The sequence below is a fragment of the Lysinibacillus sp. FSL M8-0355 genome, assembly GCF_038008985.1.
GTDB classification, from domain to species: Bacteria; Bacillota; Bacilli; order Bacillales_A; family Planococcaceae; genus Lysinibacillus; species Lysinibacillus fusiformis_D.
The window spans coordinates 3,128,096-3,148,771 of record NZ_JBBPAI010000001.1 but is presented as its reverse complement, the minus strand read 5'-3'; the positions used below and the strand labels follow the sequence as shown (position 1 = coordinate 3,148,771).

Sequence of the window (20,676 nt, the reverse complement as noted above, 5' to 3'; positions counted from 1 at the left end):
AGGTTTATGGCGGACAAGTCAGAACGTTCAAAAGAGATAGAAGTAGAAATTACATTAGATGATGCAAAAAAATTCCTACAAGAAAAAGCGAAAACAGAAGGTGAAATTTCGATGAAAGAAATTTCAGAGAAACTAACACCTTATGAATTGGAAAATGAAGAAATTTTCCATTTTGCTGAGGATCTTGAAAAGCATAAAGACATTCAAATCATTGGAAAAGAAGAATTTGAAGAAGAAAGTCTAATGAAAGAAGAAGCAAATGAAGAAACTTTCGACTTAAACGATTTGAGTGTACCACCAGGTGTTAAAATAAATGACCCTGTACGTATGTATTTAAAAGAAATTGGCCGAGTAGATTTACTATCTGCTGAGCAGGAAATTGCACTTGCAGAGCGTATTGAGCAAGGAGACGAGGAAGCACGTAAACGTTTAGCAGAGGCGAACTTACGTTTAGTTGTATCGATTGCAAAACGTTATGTTGGTCGTGGTATGCTATTCCTTGATTTAATCCAAGAAGGGAATATGGGTCTGATTAAGGCTGTTGAAAAATTCGATTACCGTAAAGGATTTAAATTCTCTACTTACGCTACATGGTGGATTCGTCAGGCAATTACACGCGCGATTGCTGACCAAGCTCGTACGATTCGTATTCCTGTTCATATGGTCGAAACCATTAATAAATTAATACGTGTACAACGTCAACTTTTACAAGATTTGGGTCGTGAGCCTTCTCCAGAAGAAATTGGAGAGGAAATGGATTTAACACCTGAAAAAGTTCGTGAAATTTTAAAAATTGCACAAGAACCAGTATCTCTTGAAACACCAATTGGAGAAGAAGATGATTCACATTTAGGAGACTTTATTGAGGATTCTGAAGCACAATCTCCATCTGACCATGCAGCCTATGAACTGTTAAAAGAGCAATTAGAAGATGTACTAGATACGTTAACAGACCGTGAAGAAAACGTACTTCGTTTACGTTTTGGATTAGATGATGGTCGCACACGTACATTAGAAGAGGTAGGAAAAGTCTTTGGCGTAACTCGTGAGCGTATTCGTCAAATCGAGGCGAAAGCATTAAGAAAATTACGTCATCCTTCTCGCAGTAAACGTTTAAAAGATTTCTTAGAATAAATTTAAATAGATGGAGCTATCCGACTAGTGTGAATATACCTAGTTGGGATAGCTCCTTTTTTATATACTGAAAAGGTAATAAGCCCCGCTACTCGACTTTCTTATTTTCGACAATAATAGATAATTAGAATGAAGGAAATGAAAGATTTGCGACTTTATACAGATGTGTTTTCCAAAATTGTGAGATAAAATTGTAATACAACCATTATTAAGCAATGTTTGGAGCTATCATTATGACAAATCCTCGAAAGAAAATAATCCTTAATGAAATTTTATTTTGGAAGCAAAATAAACTTTTACCAGAGCACTATTGTGACTTTTTAGCAGCTCTTTATACAGAAGGGGCTGATATAGAGGAGTTAGAGCCAGTGCAACATCCTAAACAAGCGATTTTGCCATCAGAAAAAAGAAAAATGGTCCTATTAGTAGTGGGTCTATGTATCGCCATCATGGCTGTTTTGACACTCTATTTTACAATGCAATCTTTGACTTTGATATTAACTGTGGTTGTGGGATTAGGGGCATGCATCTTATTTATTGCTGCATGGCAAATGGCACAAAAAAAACATCTACTGGCGCCTATTTTTCATGTACTGGCAGCCATTCTGCTATTTAGTATGTCTATTCGTATTTGCACTACATATTTTAGTGGAAATAATACGGTTTTGTTTTGTTTGATTGCAGCGAATTGTATAATTTGGCTTTGGTCGGGTATTAAAATGAAACTGCTATATTTCACAGTCTCAGGTGTTTTAGGGTTAGTAGCACTGATTGGATATTATATCATAAATCTATCTTGATACAGCAAATATTATATTGAAATTATTATTACATGAGAATCTGTATGTTGATACAAGACATACAGATTTTTTAATTTTTTGGTATATGTACGTGTGCAAAGGGTATGATAACAACAGAATCGTAATGAAAACAATGGTATGGAAAAGGATAAATATGACCAAATTTTGGGGTTGGCAAGACATATTTTATCCAATAGATACAGAAATGTCGAATTTGTTACAAACAAAGGAAAACTTAGCGAATAGGGCTTTTCGTTTCTTTGTTAATGAAGTACAATATTAGATGTTGACTGATTCTATATTATAATAGAAGTAGACTTAAAATGAGGAGGGGAAACTTATGAAAAACAATCCAGTCGTTCCTTACATCTTAATTCTGGCATTTGGTATTGGTCTTATTTTCTTCATGTCTTTACAAGGTGCAGATAACAAGAAAGAAATTGCTGCTGAACATGAGGGCGGTGGCGAAACTACTGAAACTACAGATGCAAACGATGATGGTGCAGCACTAGTACAATCTTGTATCGGTTGTCACGGTAATGATTTAAGTGGTAGTATGGGTCCAAACCTACATGGCTTAGATGAAGCCCATATCGTTGAAGTTTTAACAAAGGGTATCGAAGGTACTCCAATGCAACCGAACATGAAAACTGAAGAGGAAGCAAAAGCAATCGCTGAATACATTTCTACTTTAGAATAGTATGACTGACAAGTAGCTGTACTGACATAGTACAGCTACTTTTATCTTCAGCTACATAATAAAAATGGGGTTGTCCACAAAAAATGTGGGGCAACTCCATTTGTTTTTTTTCACGACATCATCCATACTATTAATGGACTCTATTGAAGATAGGCGGTATAAAATGAACGCACAAAAACTTTCAAAACGATTAGAAACAGTAGCAAAATTTGTTCCCACAGGAGCTATTATGGCAGATATCGGTAGTGACCATGCCTATCTACCATGCTATTTGATTCATCAGGGAACTGCTTCTCGTGCCATCGCAGGAGAGGTTGTAAAAGGACCCTATGAATCAGCTGTAGGACAAGTACAAAAGGAAGGCTTAACGGAGAATATTACCGTACGTCTTGCAGATGGATTAGCAGCGATTGAAATGACTGACCATGTGGACACAGTCACAATTGCTGGGATGGGTGGACCTTTGATTGTTTCCATCCTAGATAAGTATCCTGAAAAGCTTCAAGGTGTCACACGTCTTATTTTACAGCCCAATATTCATGCTAAGGTCATTCGTGAGTGGGCGTTAGCACATCAGTGGGCGATTCTGGATGAAGAGATCTTAGAGGAAGATGATAAAATCTATGAAATCCTTGTATTGCAAAGAGGACAAATGAAGCTATCTACAGCAGAGATTTTATTTGGTCCTAAACTAAGCCAGCGCAAATCACCAGCATTTATGAAAAAATGGTTACGCGAAAAAGACAACTGGCAACGAGTGCTACAATCCATTGAAGAGGCAGAACAAACACCTGAAATTGAAGAAAAGCGTGCAGAGTTAATGGCTCTGATACATTTAGTGAAAGGAGTTTTGTAAGATGAAAACCGTGAATGGTCAAGAAATCATTCAAGTGTTCGAAGCATGGTCGCCCAAGAAACTTGCTTGCATGGACAATGATCCAATTGGGTTAGCTATAGGGACACTCAATAAACCTGTCCATAGAGTATTGGTGACGTTAGATGTTAATGATGCTGTTGCAAACGAGGCAATAGAAAAGGGCTGTGAGCTGATTATCGCGCACCATCCACCAATCTTTAGACGTCTGTCGAATATCCGCACAGATCAACCAGCGGGACGCCTATATGAAAAGCTGATTAAACACGATATCGCTGTTTATGCGGCCCATACTAATTTAGATGTAGCTGAAGGTGGGGTCAATGATCTACTAGCAGATGCCCTACAGCTAAAAAATTGTTCCATATTAGAAGAAACGTATGCCGAAAATCTGTTCAAGCTAGCTGTCTTTATACCTACTGCCAATGCAGAAGTATTACGTGAGGCTCTAGCAAAGGCTGGGGCAGGTCGTATTGGTGACTATGAAGCATGCAGTTATACGACGACTGGAGAAGGACGATTCCGTGCATTAGCAGGAGCAAATCCATTCGTTGGCACTATTGATGAATTACATGTGGAGGAAGAGGTAAAGGTCGAGGTCGTATTTCCTGAATCCATCAAAAACCGCGTATTAAAGGCGATGCTTACTAGTCATCCTTATGAGGAACCCGCTTATGATGTGATACGTCTTGAGCAGCAAACTAATGTTATGGGGTTGGGGCGAGTAGGATACTTGCCACAAGAAATGACGCTACAACAATTTGCAGAATTTGTAAAGCAGCAGTTAGAAGTTCCAGCAGTTCGTGTGGTTGGTGATTTACAATCGAAGATTAACAGAGTGGCGCTTGTTGGTGGAGACGGCAATAAATATATTTATGCGGCAAAACGCGCTGGAGCAGATGTTTTCTTAACGGGTGATATGTACTTCCATACAGCACAGGACGCACAAGCCATTGATTTGCAAATTGTAGATCCGGGTCATCATGTAGAAAAGGTGATGATTGCAGGGGTAGCCAAAAAAATGGCTGAACTATGTGAGGATAAAAAATACCATGTTGAATTTGTACAATCAACCATCAATACAGAACCATTTTTATTTGTATAAGCGAGGGGAACAAATGTGGCGAATGATAGACCTGGAGGCAATAAGACGGGTAAGTTATGGATTATAATTGGTTTATTCATTGCTGTTTTTGGCATTGGTATGACGGTGATGACAAATACGATCAATGACAAGAAAATAGATGCGATGACACAGCAATGTGAAAATGATGGTGGACAAGCGATTGTATCAAAGGAAAAAAACTTTTTATCCACTAGCTATTCATTTGAATGTAAACAATAAGATGGTGGCTGAATGCTAGTGGAACTAGTATTCAGCCTATGTTGTTGAAAAAAGGTAATGTCAACGGCAGAATAAGCAATTTTGAAAGGCGAGGGGTTGATTTCCATTCCGCCAGCGTCCTTTCCAGGGGGCGTCCGATGAGCCGCTTCACTCACTGCGTTCGCTCCAGCGTCTCCTCTGTGACGCTAAATCCCCTAGGAGTGACGCTGGCTCCACTCCAATCAACCATTCTGCAAAAGATAGCTTCTTATTTTCAATGTGGAGAAGTGATGTGTGACAACACCCCTCCATAAAAGAGGAGTGAATGCCTTCACTTGAACCTTTGCTAAATTTATGGAGTGGAAGGCCACTTGGCTCCTGTGGGATAGCGAGACAGGCGAGCCTCTAAACGGAGCGGCTCGGCGCTCGCCCACAGGAAAGCAAGTAGCCTGCAACGGAAATCCTTTTTCACCTTTCACATAAATTCTATGGATGGTTTTGCTTTTCAACACTATGGGCTGAATGCTAGTAGAACTAGTATTCAGCCTTTTTAATAGGCAAAGAATCTATAGGTAGTGATAAGATGGAGGAGAAATCAAAGAATAGGAATGGGGAGATTTGACTTGTTTATTCGATTATCAAAAGATCAGCAAGAAATGATACTGGCTGATATTCAACGGTTTTTCTATAATCAGCGTGATGAAGATATTAGTGAATTTGAAGCAGAGCGTGTATTCGATTTTATCAAGGAACATATTGCTCCTCATATTTATAATGCCGCTCTATCCGATGCCAAATATGTAGTGGAAAGACAATATGCCTCTATTGAGGAGGAATTGGAGGCATTGGAGCAACCTATTAAAATGAAATAATCGTCCCTCTAGTTTAAATAATTGACAGAAAATAAAAAATTATGTTAATTTAATTCTGATTATTCTAGGCTGACAAATTAGTGATGAATAAAGGGGTATGTTCCTGACCAAAATGGTTACGAGTGGCGATCGCGTACAATGAACGATGATGGAGTCACAAGAACGGATGAAAAAGAGGAGGCGTCATATGTTAAAAATCGGCATTATTTTAGGAAGTACGCGAGAGGGTCGTGTAAGCCCACAGGTTGGCACATGGGTAAAGGAAGTGGCAGAAAAACGTCGTGATGCGGAATATGAAATAATTGATATCGCTGATTTTAAATTACCGCTTTTAGGGGAGCCGGGCGGAGATGCTTCAGGAGTAGCGGCCTGGTCAGAAAAAGTCGGAGCATGCGACGGCTTTGTCTTTATTGTTGCTGAGTACAATCACTCCATTACAGGTGCATTAAAAAATGCATTAGATTATTTACGAGTGGAATGGAATAATAAAGCTGCTGGAATCGTTTCTTATGGTTCTGTTGGAGGTGCTCGTGCAGCTGAGCATTTACGAGGTATTCTTGGAGAATTACTAGTTGCCGATGTCCGTGTGCATCCAGCACTATCTTTATTTACTGATTTTGAAAATGGCTCTGTCTTTAAACCAAAAGAGGTGCAAGCAGATTCTGTTCATCAAATGTTAGATCAGCTCGTACCGTGGGCAACCGCTTTAAAAACAATTCGATCATAATTTCATGGCAATATGCACGTTCTATGTGCATATTGTTTTTTTGCTTAAATGTGTTAATAAAATAACTCTTCTCCATTCACTAGTACGGTGAATGGAGTTTTTTATTTTTGTGAAAATACTAAAATTAAAAATATTCTTTCAATTCTGAAAATAATATGATACTATTAAAAAAATTATAGTTATACTTCAAAAAATACAGTGTAATCAAAAAAAGAGGTGGCAATTTGGAAGATATTCATCAAACCATAAAAAAAACAAGGATTGATCAAGGCATGACATTAAAGAATTTAAGTGAAAAAACAAACTTATCGATTAGTTTTCTTTCACAAATAGAAAGGGGGTCATCTTCACTGGCTATTACATCTCTAAAAAAAATAGCTGATGCATTTGGAGTTCCGATCACCTACTTTTTTGAGTCCGATTCAAATAATACGTATGTCGTAAAAGAAACTGATCGCAAACCATTTAAATTAGAAGCATCTTCGATAGAATATACGCGACTTAATGGACATTTTAGTGGAAGAAATCTTGAACCGTTGCTTGTGAAGCTGGCCCCGGGTCAAATGGACAAAAATCAAGAATCGAGTCATCCAGGGGAAGAGTTTTATTACGTATTAAAGGGTGCTGTCCTATTTAAGGTTGATGGGCAAGAATATTTTCTTAGAGAAGGTGAAACAATTCATTATCCTTCTGAAGTTCCACATTCATGGGAAAATCCTTTGAATGAAGAAAGTATTGTTTTAAGTGTGTTAACGCCAGTGATTTTCTAAAAAAAAGGAAGGTTGGGTGGATGGAATGAGAGTCGCAACAGATATTGGGGGTACATTTACAGATTTAGTGTATGTTGATGAACATGGAAACTTCGGCTATGAAAAAAGTAATACAACTCCTCCAAATTTTGAACAAGGAGTCATTGATGTTATTAAGAAAAGTGGAGTGGATCAACAGCATTTAGAAATGTTTATCCATGGCACAACGGTTATTATCAATGCTTTAACTGAGCGTAAAGGAGCAAAGACGGGTCTAATTACAACTAAGGGGTTTAGGGATGTGTTGGAAATTGCTCGTGGAAATCGACCTGATTTATTTAATGTTAAGTATCAAAAACCACAGCCATTTGTAGAACGATATTTACGCAGAGAAGTAACTGAAAGACTTAATTATAAGGGACAAGTATTAGCAGCTCTGGAAATGAATGAACTAGAAGAAATAGTTGAATATTTCAAGAAGGAACAGGTTGAGGCCATTGCAATCTCTTTTTTACACTCCTATGTTAATAACGAGCATGAAAAAGCAGCTGTAGAAAAAATAAAGGAATTGTGGCCAGAAGTTCAGGTAACCGCTTCCAGTGAAATTACACAAGAGTGGCGTGAATATGAACGCACTAATACAGCGGTTTTAAATGCTTATGTACAACCAACTGCAACAACTTATATTGATCGACTTGAGCAAAAATTACAAGATACTATTGATATAGAGCAAAGTTATATTATGCAGTCAAATGGTGGTACCACTAAATTTGATAATGCGAAGCGTTTACCAATTAATATGGTAGAATCAGGCCCAGTTGCTGGTATTTTAGGTGCAGCGGTACTCGGTGAATTACTAGGAGAAAAAAATATTATTGCTTTCGACATTGGTGGAACAACAGCAAAATGTTCATTGATTGAAAATGGCGAAGTAAAAGTTTCTACAGATTACTATATCGAAAAAGATACTCGACGCGCAGGTTATCCAATTAAAACACCAGTTGTTGATATTGTTGAGATTGGTAACGGTGGTGGTTCCATTGCATGGATTGATGGTGCAGGTTCATTAAAAGTAGGGCCGCAGTCAGCGGGTGCTCGACCAGGCCCAGTTGCATATGGTCAAGGTGGAACAGAGCCGACCACAACGGATGCAAATTTATTAACTGGTAGATTATCACCGAAGAACTTTGATTACGAGGTGAATTTGAACAATGTGAAAAATGCAATTGAAGAAAAAATTGGGAAACATTTTCATATGTCTGCTGAAGAAGCGGCACTTGGAATTATTCGTATCGCCAATTCCAATATGTTAAATGCTCTAAAGTTGATTTCTATTCGTAAAGGTCATAACCCTCAAGACTTTACCTTGATTGCATTTGGTGGGGGAGGTTCGATGCATGCACCTGCTTTAGCATTGGAATTAGGTGTTAAAAAGGTTATTATTCCAATTGCATCACCGGTGTTTTCTGCATGGGGGATGCTCATGACAGATTTACGTCATGATTATATTCAAACATACATTAAACGAATGAATAATCTTGATTTAACAAAAATGAACTCAATATGGGCAAATATTGAACGTCAGGCATTCCAACATTTCCAAGAAGAAGGTATGGACAAAGATAATGTATTTTTCCAACGCTATGCAGATATGCGTTATCTAGGCCAGGAGCATACTGTGAAGGTACCTGTAGAGGGCGGTGAATGGAATCAACGAGTGTTAGATAAAGCGATTGCAGATTTTAATTTATTACATGAAAAGAATTTTACATTTAAACTACCAGAAGCAGAGACAGAAATCGTTAATATTCATGTGACGGCCTTTGGGAAGGTTGGTAAACCTAAATTAAAAACGATTGAGCGCCATACTAGCTTACAAGACGCATTAATAGAACAACGCAATGTTTATTTTGAAAATGATGGCTGGGTGAGAACAAATATATATGATCGTGAGCTATTACCTATTGAAATGAAGATAAGTGGTCCTGCTATTGTGGAAGAAAGAGCTGCAGCTACCGTAATCTATCATAAGCAATCACTCTATATAGATGCTTATGGAAATATTGTTATTGAAAAGGAGGAAGCGTAATGACTGCAATCAATCCGCAAATTGATCCATTTACTTTAGAAATTGTGAAGGATGCACTGCTATCTGCTGGAGATGAAATGTTTGTAGCTTTAGCACGAACTTCAATGAGTCCCATTATTTATGAAGTATTAGATTATGCGAGTGGCTTAACAGATTCAGAAGGTAATTTATTAACTCAGGGTAATGGTGTGACAGGTTTTATCGGCATGCTCACTTTTATGGTAAAAGAAACGTTAAAAAAATATCCAGGAGATAAATTAAAAGAAGGAGATATCATTATAATTAATGATCCTTATCAAGGCGGCGGTTCACACCTTTCAGATGTTGGACTCGTAATGCCAATTTTTTATAAAGGTCAATTAATTGCCTTTTCAGCTAATAAAGCTCATTGGACTGAAGTTGGAGGGAAGGATCCGGGTTCATTTACTAACGATTCTGTTGACATATTTCAAGAGGGACTACAGTTTTCATGTATCAAACTTTATGACGAAGGTAAATTGAATGAAGCACTTGTTGAAATAATACGTTCAAATGTGCGATTCCCAGATCTATCTTTAGGAGATATGTTTGCACAAGTTGCAGCTCTTCGAACAGGAGAAAAACGAGTAAGGGAATTGTGTGATAAATACACATTAGCTACCATATTGGCAGCAATTGAATATCATTTAGATCATGGCGAAGCGATGGCCAAGCAGGAGCTTGCTAGATTACCTAAAGGAGAATTTTACGCAGAAGATTTTATTGATACAGATGGGATTGGTAACGGACCATTTCCAATAAAAGTGAAAGTGACAATATCAGATGATGAATTTATTTGTGATTTTAGGGGAAGTTCTCCTCAAGTACCTGGACCAATGAATTGTTCCTATACAGGTTTAGCATCAGCTGTACGTGCAATCTTCTTAGCTATTACAAATCCAGCGCAGGATGTAAATGATGGTGTGTTTAGACCACTAAAAATAATTGTTGATCCTCAATCAATTATGTCTGCGGAAAGACCAGTACCTGTGTCCAATTATTTTGAAACCTTGCTTGGCAGCTTAGATTTAGTATGGAAAGCCTTGGCACCACATATACCGAGTCGATTAACTGCTGGTCAGTTTTTATCCGTTTGTGCTGTAACGTTAAGTGGTACACATCATGATACAGGAGAGCCATTTTTAATTGTTGAGCCATCAGTAGGTGGATGGGGTGGTGGAAACGATGCTGATGGAGCCTCTGGTCAATTCTGTTTTTCGGATGGTGAGACGTATAATGTGCCAATTGAGGTAGCGGAAACTCGCTATGGTGTGTTAATTGATGAATATTGTTTAAGAGAAGATAGAAATGGAGCAGGGGCTGGAGAATACATTGGTGGCAAAGGAGTAATCAGATCCTATAGAGCCATGACGGACAATCAAGCAGTAACAGTGACCTTTGGTAGGAATAAGTTTTTACCATGGGGGATTGACAATGGACATGAAGGTTCGCCGAATGAATTTTATGTAAAAAAAGCGAATGGCCAGGTAGATGGACCATTCGGGGTCTATCCAAGATATAAACTAGATAAAAATGATGTGGTTCAATTAATGACTGGCACGGGTGGAGGCTATGGCAATCCACTTAAACGTCCAGCGGAACAGGTAGCACATGATGTGAAAAATGGCTATTTTTCAAGAAAAGAAGCAGAAGCTATTTTTCATGTTCTTGTAGATGAGTCAGACTACAGCTTTAAAGAAATGCCAGAAAGAAATCGAGTAGTAAAGGGAGAATAACTATGATTATTAAAGAAGTATCACAGAAAGATATTGTTCAACAGAACCTATTTCAAGACAAATACAACGATAGCCAAATAAAGTTTGGCTTTGTCCAAATAAAACCAGGGGAGCGGTTACCATTAGAAGGGACAACTTCTCATTTAGAAAATGAGTACTCCTTTATTGTAAAAGGTACTTTAACTGGAGAATCCGGTGGAGAAAATTACCGAATTTCACAAGGAGAAGCTTCCTATATTCCTGCTGGAGAACCTCATTGGTGTAAAAATGATAGTGATGAAGTGGTTGAACTTGTCTATGCGCTATTGGATATAAGATAAAGAGATTTAATAGAAAACAAGCTACGAATAAACACATACAGTAAGGGGGTTAAGTAAAATGAAAAATGAAGTCAACACAGAAAAAACATCTATGCTTGGGAAAGATCCTGCATTAACGCCAATACCAGAGAAAGATCGTCAACATTGGATTACACCAACAATGATATTTGGTGGGCTTGAATTTACCATTCCCGTTTTAATGGTAGGAGCAAGTTTATCGGCTAGTTTCGGATTAGGTAAGATTTTTTTAATATTGATCATTGCTTTATTTGTTTTTCAATGGCTTGGTAATGCATTACAAGGATATATCGGTGCAAAAACAGGGCTACCTTCTTCAGTTATTGCCAAAACAAGCTTTGGAACGGTTCAAGCTAAGTTAATAGTTGGATTGACAATATTTATTGTTTCACTTGGCTGGTGGGCATTACAAACGGCTGTTGCTGGAAATGCCATTGCTGCTATGTTTGGGATCGACTATAAACATGACTGGTTAGCTTGGGCAATAGTCACGACAGTGGCAGGTCTTCTTTTTGCTGCACCTTCAATTATTGGCTATGGTTCAATGAAGTGGACAGATTATTTAGCTGTCCCATCGGGTTTATTGTTAATTGTTGGTGGTATTTATTTAGCATTAAAAAATACGGGCTGGCAGACAATTGCAACTTGGAGTCCTGAACCATCGATGACCATAATGGCAGCTATTAGCCTTGTAATTGGTGTCAATGTGTCACAATGGGTAATTGCTTCTGACTACACTCGGTACGCAAAGCCGACTTGGAAAGACAATTTTATTATTCCAAGTGGGATAGTTTTAATTGGATTCCCTCTATTTATTGTAGGAGCCATCATGTCTGTGGGTGTGGGAGATCCTGATATCGTGAATGTTATGATGAATTTAGGTTTTCCAGTTTGGGGTTTCCTCATCTTATGGTTAGCTACTTGGACATCTCAATTGGTTAACAATTACAGTATGGGATTAGCGTTAGCTAATGTTTTAAATGTGACATCAGGTAAGGGGCGTGCGTTACTCACATTTATTGGTACCATAATTGCCATAATCATTGCGTTAATGGGCATTCTAGATTACTTCACAGACTTTCTGTATTTAACAGCTTTGCTTTATCCAGCAATAGCAGGTGTTATGTTTGCTGACTTCTTTTTAATCCGTAAAAGACAATGGGTTGAAATAAAAGGATGGAATTGGATGGCTACGATTGCTGTCGTTGCAGCTGTTATGATTGGGTACTATTTCCAATATGTAAATCCAATGGGTTTACCTGCAGTACTATCTTTATTTGTTTCGATCGTTGTTTATTTAATCGCAATGAAAGTAAAGAAACAAGTGGCCCCTGATCAATTTACAGGAAATAATCTATCGGATTAGGGATTAATCAAAGGATACTGGAGGATCATTTTTGAAGGTAGTTCCATATTAAAATAAAATGCAACTTTACAATGGAAATCGTAACAGGAGTAGAGATTTTTCCTATGAGTTTCAAATTAATAGAACGGCCACTTTCAGTAATACGATCAACATGAAAGTGGCCCTTTGGTTGAGACAGCTACCATTAATGTTTGATTTCTTCAATGACTTTTTCTTTTAAATCATTCTCCATAGAAGATAGTTTTACTGTATTTGTGAGGCGTTCCTTTAATTCTTTATCAGTCATAATGCCACGTTCCTCTAAAATTTGTATAAGTAGATTCAATGTTAGCATATTTTTAATTTCCGCTGCTTTTGTCCCCATATAAAACCCTCCAAAATGATAGAATTACTACCCCTTTAGTGTACTCCTTTTTGAAAAGCGTAACACAGAATGGACAAAAACAAGCAAATTTATTTCGTGTCCCGGAATATGTGGGTAAAAATAAGCAATCCAATGACAAGCTATTCGATGAGATAAATTTGATAGAACAGGACCATGAAAACAGTGAATATTGTTTTGAAGAGGCCACTGAAAAACTTCATCTGGTTCCACTTAGCGAGGTATTCGACGATTGAATCGTCGAATACCTCGCCTTTTTAATTTATAATTGAGTGACTAAATGCAGGTGGTGTTCCCAATGATTTCAAACCAAGAGACTTTCAACTTAAGTCCATATATGGCCATTTACGATATTGTCGTGCCAAAAGATAATATGCTTCGTCAAATTAACGAACTAGTGGATTTCTCATTCATTTTAGAAGAATTGAAAACAAAATATTGTTTAGACAATGGAAGAAATGCGATTCCTCCGATTCGAATGTTTAAGTACTTATTGTTAAAAGCCATTTTTAATGTATCTGATGTAGACCTTGTCGAACGTTCAAAATATGACATGTCTTTCAAGTATTTTTTAGGTATGGCGCCAGAAGATGACGTGATTGATTCAAGTTCACTCACAAAATTCCGAAGACTGCGTCTTCAAAATGTAAGTTTATTAGATATGCTCATTGGAAAAACAGTTGAAATCGCACTCGAAAAGAACATTATCAAAAGTAAAACAATCATTGTGGACGCAACACATACCAAAGCACGTTATAACCAAAAATCACCGAAAGAATTTTTACAAGAAAAATCAAAATATACCCGCAAAGCAGTGTATCAATTTGATAAATCCATGAAAGAAAAATTTCCAAAGAAGAATACTTCTAACGAAGTAAAAGATGAATTAACTTACTGTGAAAGATTGATTGCCATTATTGAAAATAAACCACAAATCGCTCATCTACCAGCTGTAAAGGAAAAATTGAACGTGTTAAAAGAAGCTGTAGAAGATACGCAAGAACATCTAAATTATTCAACAGACACCGATGCACGAGTAGGACATAAAACAGCAGACAGTTCTTTCTTTGGTTATAAAACACATTTAGCAATTAGTGATGAACGTATAATTACAGCAGCAGTCGTTACAACAGGTGAAAAATCAGATGGACATTATCTACAAGAACTGATTGAAAAAAGTAAAGTAACAGGAATGGAAGTTGAAACAGTCATCGCTGACACAGCTTATTCAGGGAAAAACAATTTACTTTATACAAAAGAACAAAGCATTCAACTGATTTCTAAGTTAAATCCAATGATTACTCAAAATGGGCGAGGAAACGGAAAAGGATTTGACTTTAATAAAGATGCAGGTTTATTTGTATGTCCAGCAGGACATTTAGCAAATAGAAAAAGTAAAAAACCAGATTCACACCCAGGAGCAAGTGCAAGAATGGTTTATTTTTTTGACATTGAAAAATGTAAGGTCTGTCCACTCCGAGAAGGGTGTTTTAAAGAAGGTGCAAAAACTAAGACCTATTCTGTTGCCATTAAATCAGAAGAACATTTAGACCAACAAGCTTTTCAAGAAACAGAAGAATTTAAACGCTTAGCTCGAGAACGTTATAAAATCGAAGCAAAAAATAGTGAGTTAAAAAATAAACACGGGTACGATCAAGCATCGGCTGCGGGTTCATTTGGCATGCAAATTCAGGGAGCAACGACGATATTCGCTGTCAATCTAAAAAGAATCTTAAAGCTTCTGAATGGAAAAGGGTAATAAATAGGTGAAAAAGATAGGGCGTTTCCTGTTCAAAATTGAACAAGAAGCGCCCTATCTTTTTCTAAAACGAATTTATTTATAAAAAACGCAAGTTTTTCAGTGGCCTCGTTTTGAATGGGGTCATACCTTCGTAACAGGAGGGATTCAATGGTCAAACGGTTTGGGCTTGTTATAGGATTGTTAGTCGTCATCATATCTCTATTGATCCTGTTTGATAAAATAAAAATAGATAATAAATCAGAAACAACAAAAGAGGGACAACCGCTTATTACGAATGAAGAGTTGAGCCTATCTAGATTGAAGGATAAGCTTCTTGAAAAGTATATTGGCATTGATGTCAAAACGACTGCAGAAAAGGAATTGGTGATCCAGGTTGTAGGCGAAGAAGACTATTTCCAGTCCGTCAAAAAAGATATGGAATCCATTGCAAAAAATGTGATTAAAACCTCCGCATTAAAGGACTATCCGATTGTTTTTGAAAGATGGGAGTTTACTTCATTGCTTGATGACAACAAAATGCTGGGGGCTGATATTAACCTGTTGATGGAAGATTTAATCAAAGGCTTAGAGACTTTTGATGTATACGAATATTTAGTCATTGAAAATCGAACAACCATTACGATTCAAACAACGATAAAGAGTGCCACTCATGAAGATTTACAGTTAGCTATGAGGATGGAACAAGCCATTAAGAAGATTTTACAAACAAATGCATCACCAAATCAGTCCTATGTCATTAACATATTAAATACACAGCGGGAAAAACTAAATTAGCTATCTTAAGTCATGACAAAGGCATCGAGAAATAACGCTCGATGCCTTTGTCATGGCTATGTAGTGAATGCAAAGAGTGCTTGATAAAGGGTTGCTAGGAGTGCAACGAAGTGCATATCGTCTGTTTGGAAAAGCTTAAATAGTATGCCTGTTCGTACTAGTTCGTTTTCAATAGGATTTGCACTGGCAATCTTTTCATCATTGCAATATAAATAAGCTGTAGAGGTAAAATCCTTTTCAAATCGAAAATGTAAATCGTCCATTTTGAATGCATAAGAGGATTCTAATAATTGGACTGTTTTTCGCTGAATCGGTATCGAGCTACCATCAGGCATCCTAATTTGATGGCTGACCCCTTTTGCTAATAGGGTAGATTGTACTTGAAAAAGTGGTGCCCCTGACGTAGTTCGCGTTTCATAACGATACGGTAATGTTTGCTGAGCCGCTACTAGCAGGACGGCATTCAGTATTTTACCAGTAGAGGAACGATCTACTTTTTGAAGCATACATATTGTTTCATTGTGTTCATTCACGATTGGGATATCCGTAAAGCTTTTAAAAGCTTTTGGATAGGTAAGTGTAAATGTTGCCATAAAGAAACCTCCAGTCATTATCTATACGAGTAAGCAGTCGAGGAGGTTTCAAGAAAATTTACTTACTAAAGAACAAGCCGAGCAATGTAACATAATCACTTTATTTCCAAACAAAGAGGCTGCTGAAATGGCGAATATTTCGCTTTCAGCAGCCTTTTTGTTGTTATGGCATTGAAGTATGTCCTGCAAGAGCACGTTTTTCTTGCTCCGTATCAAATTCTTTTTCCATTTTTGACACGACCACTGTTGCCACGCCGTTTCCAATTAGATTTGTCACTGCACGTGCCTCTGACATAAAGCGATCTACGCCAATTAATAGGGCAATTCCTTCTACTGGAATCATAGGAAAGGCTGCCAATGTTGCGGCAAGTGTAATAAAGCCAGAGCCTGTTACACCAGCTGCTCCTTTAGAGGTAAGCATTAAGATGGCTAGTAACGTAATTTGATGCCAAACATCTAAATCCACCCCATATGCCTGTGCAATAAAGATAGCAGCCATTGATAAATAAATGGAAGTGCCATCTAAATTAAACGAGTAACCAGTTGGGATAACGAGCCCTACTACTTGCTTAGAACAACCATAGTTTTCAAGTTTACGCATCATGGAAGGTAGTGCAGATTCAGATGAAGATGTCCCAATAACGATAAAAATTTCATCTTTAATGTATTTAATAAATTTAAAAATACTAAAGCCGAAGTAGCGTGTAATTAATCCGATAATCACAACAATAAAAATAAACATTGTAGTATAGACGGATAACATTAAAAACCCTAAATTTCCAAGTGATTTAAGTCCGAAGTTTCCGATTGTATAACTCATGGCACCGAACGCACCAATAGGAGAAATTTTCATTACCATGTTAACAATTTTAAAGAAAATATCTGCTACTTGTTCAAAAAATTTAATAACAGGTTTTGCTGGTTCTCCAATCGCTGCTGCAGCTAGTCCAAATAAAACAGCTGAGAATAAGACAGGTAATAATTCACCATTCGCTAATGCACCTACCACATTTTCAGGGATAATTTGCATGATAAAAGCACCTAAGCCATGTTCTGCAGCCGCCGCATCTGTATATTGTGAAACATCAGCACCGCTGGCAGCATCTGTATTAAAGCCTTTTCCTGGTTGAACAATATTGACAACAATTAAGCCAATCGCAAGTGCAAATGTTGAGACAATTTCAAAATAAATTAAAGCCTTCCCACCAATTTTCCCAACCTTTTTGACATCCCCCATACTACCAATACCGATGACGACTGTTAAGAAAATAATCGGTGCTATTAACATTTTAATTAGTTTAATAAAGATGTCCGCTAATATTTTTAGCTTTGCCCCGAACTCAGGGAATGTTGCCCCGACAATGATCCCTAGTACAATGGCAATCAACACTTGTACTGTTAAGTTTTTAAAATTTATCCGCATAATAGTTCTCCCCCTACAACATCTATGAATATTGTGTGAACGCTTTCATGTGGTTATCATAGCTGAAATTTTCCGACAATAGTGTTTATGACCGTAATGTTTGTATTGTTCATTTTGTTCATTTTTTAGAGAGGGGAGAGATAAAGCTATTAATAACAGGGGGTTCAGGCTGTTTTATAGTAGATTTGAGATTATCTAATCTATTATAAAACAAAAGAAAAAATCCTTACGGTTAGTAAGGACCTTTCATTAATGAACAAAAGTATTAAGGCGCAACGATTTTTTCAATCTCTGTTAAGATGCGATCATTTTGAATATGGGCTTTATAAAAATCGTAGACAGGCGCAAGCTGCTCTTTAAAGCGCTGTCTTTCTAGTGGACTCATTGTATAAACATCAAAGTCATCTTGTTGTTTAAGCTTCTGCATATCTTTTTCATTCATCAGTGCAGCCTGTTCAAATTGCCAATCTGTTGTTTCTTTCATGGCATCCAACAATTGGTGTTGAATTTTTACAGGCAAGGAATTCCAAAAGGTTTCGTTCATTAACACAGCATAGCCCAAAATACCATGCTGGGTGATGGTCATATGTTTCTGTACTTTGTAAAAACCTTTTGAGTAAATATTCGATGCTGTATTTTCCTGCGCGTCAATCGCATGCTTCTCTAAATCTGTAAAAACCTCGCTAAAGGAAATGGGCATAGGCGTTGCTTTGACCACTTCAAATTGCTTTTCCAATGTTTTACTAGGCATCGTTCGCACACGTAAGCCCTGTAAATCCTTAAATGTATGGATAGGATGATCAGAAGAGGTTAAATGCTTAAAGCCATTGTACCAAAAGCCAAGTCCCTTAATATGAAACGGCTCTAGTTCGTTGACTAATTGTTCACCTATAGAACCCGTCAGAACCTCCTTGACTTCATCATCTGTCTTAAATAAATAAGGTAAATCCAATACCTGCCAATTAGGAACATAAGCGGTCATCTTCGAAAAAGTAGGAATAATCATTTCTACGTCTCCCTTTTGTAAAGCCTGGAACTCATTTTCATCATTGAATAAAGAAGAATTTGAGTAGACATGTACTTTAACTTTCCCATTTGTTTTTTCTTCTACTAGCTCAGCAAATTTATTGGCCGCTTGTCCTTTAGGCGTATTCTCAGCAACTACATGACTCAAATGAATCGTTATTTGTGTGTCTAACCCATTTTGCTCATCATCATAGGGAAGTGGCTTGGCAAAGAGTAATCCTTGCTGAATACTAATGGTAACGATTAAAGCAAAGACAGTAATCATCGTTCCTATAATAAATTTTTTCATTGAATACACCCAATTTATTCGTATTTTCTGATGTTTTTGTTATTCTAACATATGGAGTACGCTAAAATATAGTAGGAGGGAGGCGGCCATCTTGAAATTTCAAAAGTTATCGATGCAGAGAAAAATCATGTCACTGACGTTTTTTATTCTGATGCTTTCCTTTAGTATTGGTGGTACTTTCTTGTTAGGGTTTGTGATGAATGAACAGAAAACAAAACTAAGTGATCAAGCACTACTAGTGGCCAAAACCGTCTCACAGCTTCCTGAAATAAAAACGTATATTGCTAGCGAAAATCACCTCGAGGCCATTCAACATATTAACCCTGTAGTAGAAGAAATCCGTGATATCAATGGAGCAAAGTATATTGTTGTTCTTGATATGGAACGTCGAAAATATTCTCACCCCAATAGCCAGGAACTTGGTCGAATATCGCAATCGGGTGATTTAAACGCTGCGTTTTCTGAGCATTATTATACGTCGATCGCTCGTGGAGAGCATGGTGATATGGTGCGTGCATTTGTACCGATTATGAATCAAGAAGGTCAACAAATCGGTGTTACGGTAGTGGGGTTCAGTGTACTTACAGTAGTGGAATTACTACAATCAATGGAAACAGAGCTGATGATTACTGTTCTATTATCTTTAATCTTTAGTGTATGGGGTGCACGAACTTTAGGGCTTCATATGAAGAAGCAAATGTTTGGATTAGAGCCTCATGAAATTGCCAAAATGTATGTGGAGCGTACAGAAACATTTAATGCCATGCATGAAGGCATCATTGCCATCGACAATGATTTAACCATCACAATTTTTAATGAAAAAGCTTGTGATATATTAGGTGTTCATGAAAAACCCTCTGTACTAATTGGTCAGAAAATCTTTCATGTCCTGCCCGATACACGACTTCCTGAAATTTTAGAGCTAGATCAGCCATTATTTAATCGTGAGCTATATATTAATAATCACAGTATTATGAGTAACCGAATTCCGATACAGGTTAATGGGGAAACCGTCGGGGCAGTAGCCATGTTTAAAGACCGTACGGAAGTGAAAAAGCTTGCAGAAGAACTAACGGGCGTTCGAGCTTTTGTCCAAGCTCTGCGCGTACAAACGCATGAGCATAAAAATAAACTGCATACGATAGCAGGTCTTTTACAGCTCGGTCATCATGAACAGGCACTTACTTATATAACGCAAGTGAAGGAAGAACATGATGAAATTACGAATTTTTTAAATGAACGTATAAAAAATGAAAATATTTCTGGGCTATTGCTTAGTAAAATTTCCTATGCTAAAGAACAAGGAATTCGACTAGAGATTGATCGTGAAAGTCGATTAACATCCTTCCCACCTAATTTGGATCATCATGATTTCGTTATTCTATTTGGTAATTTAATCGAGAATGCATTTGATGCATTAAAAGATGTACAGGTTGAGGAGAAAGTGATTCATGTTTCAGTAGATGAAGATGAGGATGTCCTTGCGATTTTAGTAACGGATAACGGTGTTGGCATGACGGAAGAGGTCAAACAGCACATATTTGACAATGGTTATTCTACAAAAGAGAAAAACTACCGTGGAATAGGGTTGTTCCTAATAAAAGAAATCGTTGAAAAAGGACAGGGTGATATTGAAGTCATCAGTGAACCCAACAAAGGGACAAGTTTTTTAATCACCTTTTATTATTCATAATTGGATG

General features: G+C 37.3%; 20 protein-coding genes. 16 read left to right on the top strand and 4 right to left on the bottom strand.

Annotated elements, in window-relative coordinates:
- The first annotated feature begins 6 nt into the window (after positions 1-6).
- The 13 genes from rpoD to MKY46_RS15200 all read left to right on the top strand — a co-directional run bounded on the left by rpoD (position 7) and on the right by MKY46_RS15200 (position 12,727).
- A complete protein-coding gene (gene rpoD / locus MKY46_RS15260) occupies positions 7-1,134 on the top strand; it encodes an RNA polymerase sigma factor RpoD (protein ID WP_004227165.1) in 1,128 nt (375 codons plus the stop codon).
- A gap of 233 nt (positions 1,135-1,367) precedes the next feature.
- Positions 1,368-1,934, top strand: a complete 567-nt coding sequence (locus MKY46_RS15255) for a hypothetical protein (protein ID WP_036120498.1) — start codon at positions 1,368-1,370, stop codon at positions 1,932-1,934.
- Positions 1,935-2,274: 340 nt separating this feature from the next.
- A complete protein-coding gene (cccA, locus tag MKY46_RS15250; protein ID WP_036120495.1) occupies positions 2,275-2,634 on the top strand; it encodes a cytochrome c550 in 360 nt (119 codons plus the stop codon).
- A gap of 163 nt (positions 2,635-2,797) precedes the next feature.
- On the top strand, positions 2,798-3,490 hold the full coding sequence (locus tag MKY46_RS15245; protein WP_036120491.1) for a tRNA (adenine(22)-N(1))-methyltransferase: 693 nt from the start codon (positions 2,798-2,800) through the stop codon (positions 3,488-3,490).
- Between the two features lies 1 nt (position 3,491).
- Positions 3,492-4,613 carry a Nif3-like dinuclear metal center hexameric protein gene (locus MKY46_RS15240; protein WP_036120488.1) on the top strand — a complete coding sequence of 374 codons (1,122 nt, stop codon included), beginning with the start codon at positions 3,492-3,494 and terminating at the stop codon, positions 4,611-4,613.
- A gap of 15 nt (positions 4,614-4,628) precedes the next feature.
- Positions 4,629-4,853 (top strand): hypothetical protein, encoded by a 225-nt coding sequence (locus MKY46_RS15235; protein WP_036120485.1) that lies wholly within the window; start codon positions 4,629-4,631, stop codon positions 4,851-4,853.
- Positions 4,854-5,455: 602 nt separating this feature from the next.
- Complete coding sequence (locus MKY46_RS15230) at positions 5,456-5,704, top strand: DUF2164 domain-containing protein (RefSeq protein WP_036125412.1); 249 nt, start codon at positions 5,456-5,458, stop codon at positions 5,702-5,704.
- Positions 5,705-5,891: 187 nt separating this feature from the next.
- On the top strand, positions 5,892-6,431 hold the full coding sequence (locus tag MKY46_RS15225; protein WP_036125410.1) for an NADPH-dependent FMN reductase: 540 nt from the start codon (positions 5,892-5,894) through the stop codon (positions 6,429-6,431).
- 224 nt (positions 6,432-6,655) lie between these two features.
- Positions 6,656-7,201, top strand: a complete 546-nt coding sequence (locus MKY46_RS15220) for a helix-turn-helix domain-containing protein (RefSeq protein ID WP_036125407.1) — start codon at positions 6,656-6,658, stop codon at positions 7,199-7,201.
- Between the two features lie 25 nt (positions 7,202-7,226).
- Entirely contained in the window at positions 7,227-9,269 is a 2,043-nt protein-coding gene (locus MKY46_RS15215; protein ID WP_036125405.1) for a hydantoinase/oxoprolinase family protein, read from the top strand.
- A complete protein-coding gene (locus MKY46_RS15210; protein ID WP_036125401.1) occupies positions 9,269-11,023 on the top strand; it encodes a hydantoinase B/oxoprolinase family protein in 1,755 nt (584 codons plus the stop codon). Before MKY46_RS15215 ends, MKY46_RS15210 begins: the two co-directional genes overlap by 1 nt.
- 2 nt (positions 11,024-11,025) lie before the next feature.
- Entirely contained in the window at positions 11,026-11,343 is a 318-nt protein-coding gene (locus tag MKY46_RS15205; protein ID WP_036125397.1) for a cupin domain-containing protein, read from the top strand.
- Positions 11,344-11,401: 58 nt separating this feature from the next.
- Complete coding sequence (locus MKY46_RS15200) at positions 11,402-12,727, top strand: purine-cytosine permease family protein (protein WP_036125395.1); 1,326 nt, start codon at positions 11,402-11,404, stop codon at positions 12,725-12,727.
- A 184-nt stretch (positions 12,728-12,911) separates the two neighbouring features.
- Here the strand turns inward: MKY46_RS15200 and MKY46_RS15195 are convergent, their stop codons facing one another.
- Positions 12,912-13,091, bottom strand: a complete 180-nt coding sequence (locus MKY46_RS15195) for a hypothetical protein (RefSeq protein WP_036120467.1) — start codon at positions 13,089-13,091, stop codon at positions 12,912-12,914.
- A 316-nt stretch (positions 13,092-13,407) separates the two neighbouring features.
- On the opposite strand from MKY46_RS15195, the gene MKY46_RS15190 reads away from it, so the two are divergent.
- Positions 13,408-14,868, top strand: coding sequence for an IS1182 family transposase (locus MKY46_RS15190; protein ID WP_340833939.1), 1,461 nt, complete (start codon positions 13,408-13,410; stop codon positions 14,866-14,868).
- A 150-nt stretch (positions 14,869-15,018) separates the two neighbouring features.
- Positions 15,019-15,645: a hypothetical protein gene (locus MKY46_RS15185; RefSeq protein ID WP_036120464.1), complete on the top strand. Its 627-nt coding sequence runs from the start codon at positions 15,019-15,021 to the stop codon at positions 15,643-15,645.
- A 56-nt stretch (positions 15,646-15,701) separates the two neighbouring features.
- Here the strand turns inward: MKY46_RS15185 and MKY46_RS15180 are convergent, their stop codons facing one another.
- From MKY46_RS15180 to MKY46_RS15170, 3 genes are all read right to left on the bottom strand, one after another.
- Complete coding sequence (locus MKY46_RS15180) at positions 15,702-16,238, bottom strand: tubby C-terminal domain-like protein (protein WP_036120461.1); 537 nt, start codon at positions 16,236-16,238, stop codon at positions 15,702-15,704.
- Between the two features lie 163 nt (positions 16,239-16,401).
- Positions 16,402-17,661: a dicarboxylate/amino acid:cation symporter gene (locus MKY46_RS15175; protein ID WP_036120458.1), complete on the bottom strand. Its 1,260-nt coding sequence runs from the start codon at positions 17,659-17,661 to the stop codon at positions 16,402-16,404.
- A gap of 265 nt (positions 17,662-17,926) precedes the next feature.
- Positions 17,927-18,976 (bottom strand): TRAP transporter substrate-binding protein, encoded by a 1,050-nt coding sequence (locus tag MKY46_RS15170; RefSeq protein WP_036120455.1) that lies wholly within the window; start codon positions 18,974-18,976, stop codon positions 17,927-17,929.
- Between the two features lie 112 nt (positions 18,977-19,088).
- On the opposite strand from MKY46_RS15170, the gene MKY46_RS15165 reads away from it, so the two are divergent.
- The gene (locus MKY46_RS15165; RefSeq protein WP_036120476.1) at positions 19,089-20,669 is read left to right on the top strand and encodes an ATP-binding protein; all 1,581 of its coding nucleotides are present in this window, start codon (positions 19,089-19,091) and stop codon (positions 20,667-20,669) included.
- The last annotated feature ends 7 nt before the right edge of the window (positions 20,670-20,676 follow it).

Bases quoted from the DNA above. Each gene is read 5' to 3' on its own strand.
- MKY46_RS15200 (WP_036125395.1), top strand. From the start codon at position 11,402: ATGAAAAATGAAGTCAACACAGAAAAAACATCTATGCTTGGGAAAGAT.
- MKY46_RS15210 (WP_036125401.1), top strand. From the start codon at position 9,269: ATGACTGCAATCAATCCGCAAATTGATCCATTTACTTTAGAAATTGTG.
- MKY46_RS15240 (WP_036120488.1), top strand. From the start codon at position 3,492: ATGAAAACCGTGAATGGTCAAGAAATCATTCAAGTGTTCGAAGCATGG.
- MKY46_RS15255 (WP_036120498.1), top strand. From the start codon at position 1,368: ATGACAAATCCTCGAAAGAAAATAATCCTTAATGAAATTTTATTTTGG.
- MKY46_RS15215 (WP_036125405.1), top strand. From the start codon at position 7,227: ATGAGAGTCGCAACAGATATTGGGGGTACATTTACAGATTTAGTGTAT.
- MKY46_RS15205 (WP_036125397.1), top strand. From the start codon at position 11,026: ATGATTATTAAAGAAGTATCACAGAAAGATATTGTTCAACAGAACCTA.
- rpoD (WP_004227165.1), top strand. From the start codon at position 7: ATGGCGGACAAGTCAGAACGTTCAAAAGAGATAGAAGTAGAAATTACA.
- MKY46_RS15195 (WP_036120467.1), bottom strand. From the start codon at position 13,091: ATGGGGACAAAAGCAGCGGAAATTAAAAATATGCTAACATTGAATCTA.
- MKY46_RS15225 (WP_036125410.1), top strand. From the start codon at position 5,892: ATGTTAAAAATCGGCATTATTTTAGGAAGTACGCGAGAGGGTCGTGTA.
- MKY46_RS15180 (WP_036120461.1), bottom strand. From the start codon at position 16,238: ATGGCAACATTTACACTTACCTATCCAAAAGCTTTTAAAAGCTTTACG.
- MKY46_RS15190 (WP_340833939.1), top strand. From the start codon at position 13,408: ATGATTTCAAACCAAGAGACTTTCAACTTAAGTCCATATATGGCCATT.
- MKY46_RS15170 (WP_036120455.1), bottom strand. From the start codon at position 18,976: ATGAAAAAATTTATTATAGGAACGATGATTACTGTCTTTGCTTTAATC.
- MKY46_RS15185 (WP_036120464.1), top strand. From the start codon at position 15,019: ATGGTCAAACGGTTTGGGCTTGTTATAGGATTGTTAGTCGTCATCATA.
- MKY46_RS15245 (WP_036120491.1), top strand. From the start codon at position 2,798: ATGAACGCACAAAAACTTTCAAAACGATTAGAAACAGTAGCAAAATTT.
- MKY46_RS15165 (WP_036120476.1), top strand. From the start codon at position 19,089: ATGCAGAGAAAAATCATGTCACTGACGTTTTTTATTCTGATGCTTTCC.
- MKY46_RS15175 (WP_036120458.1), bottom strand. From the start codon at position 17,661: ATGCGGATAAATTTTAAAAACTTAACAGTACAAGTGTTGATTGCCATT.
- cccA (WP_036120495.1), top strand. From the start codon at position 2,275: ATGAAAAACAATCCAGTCGTTCCTTACATCTTAATTCTGGCATTTGGT.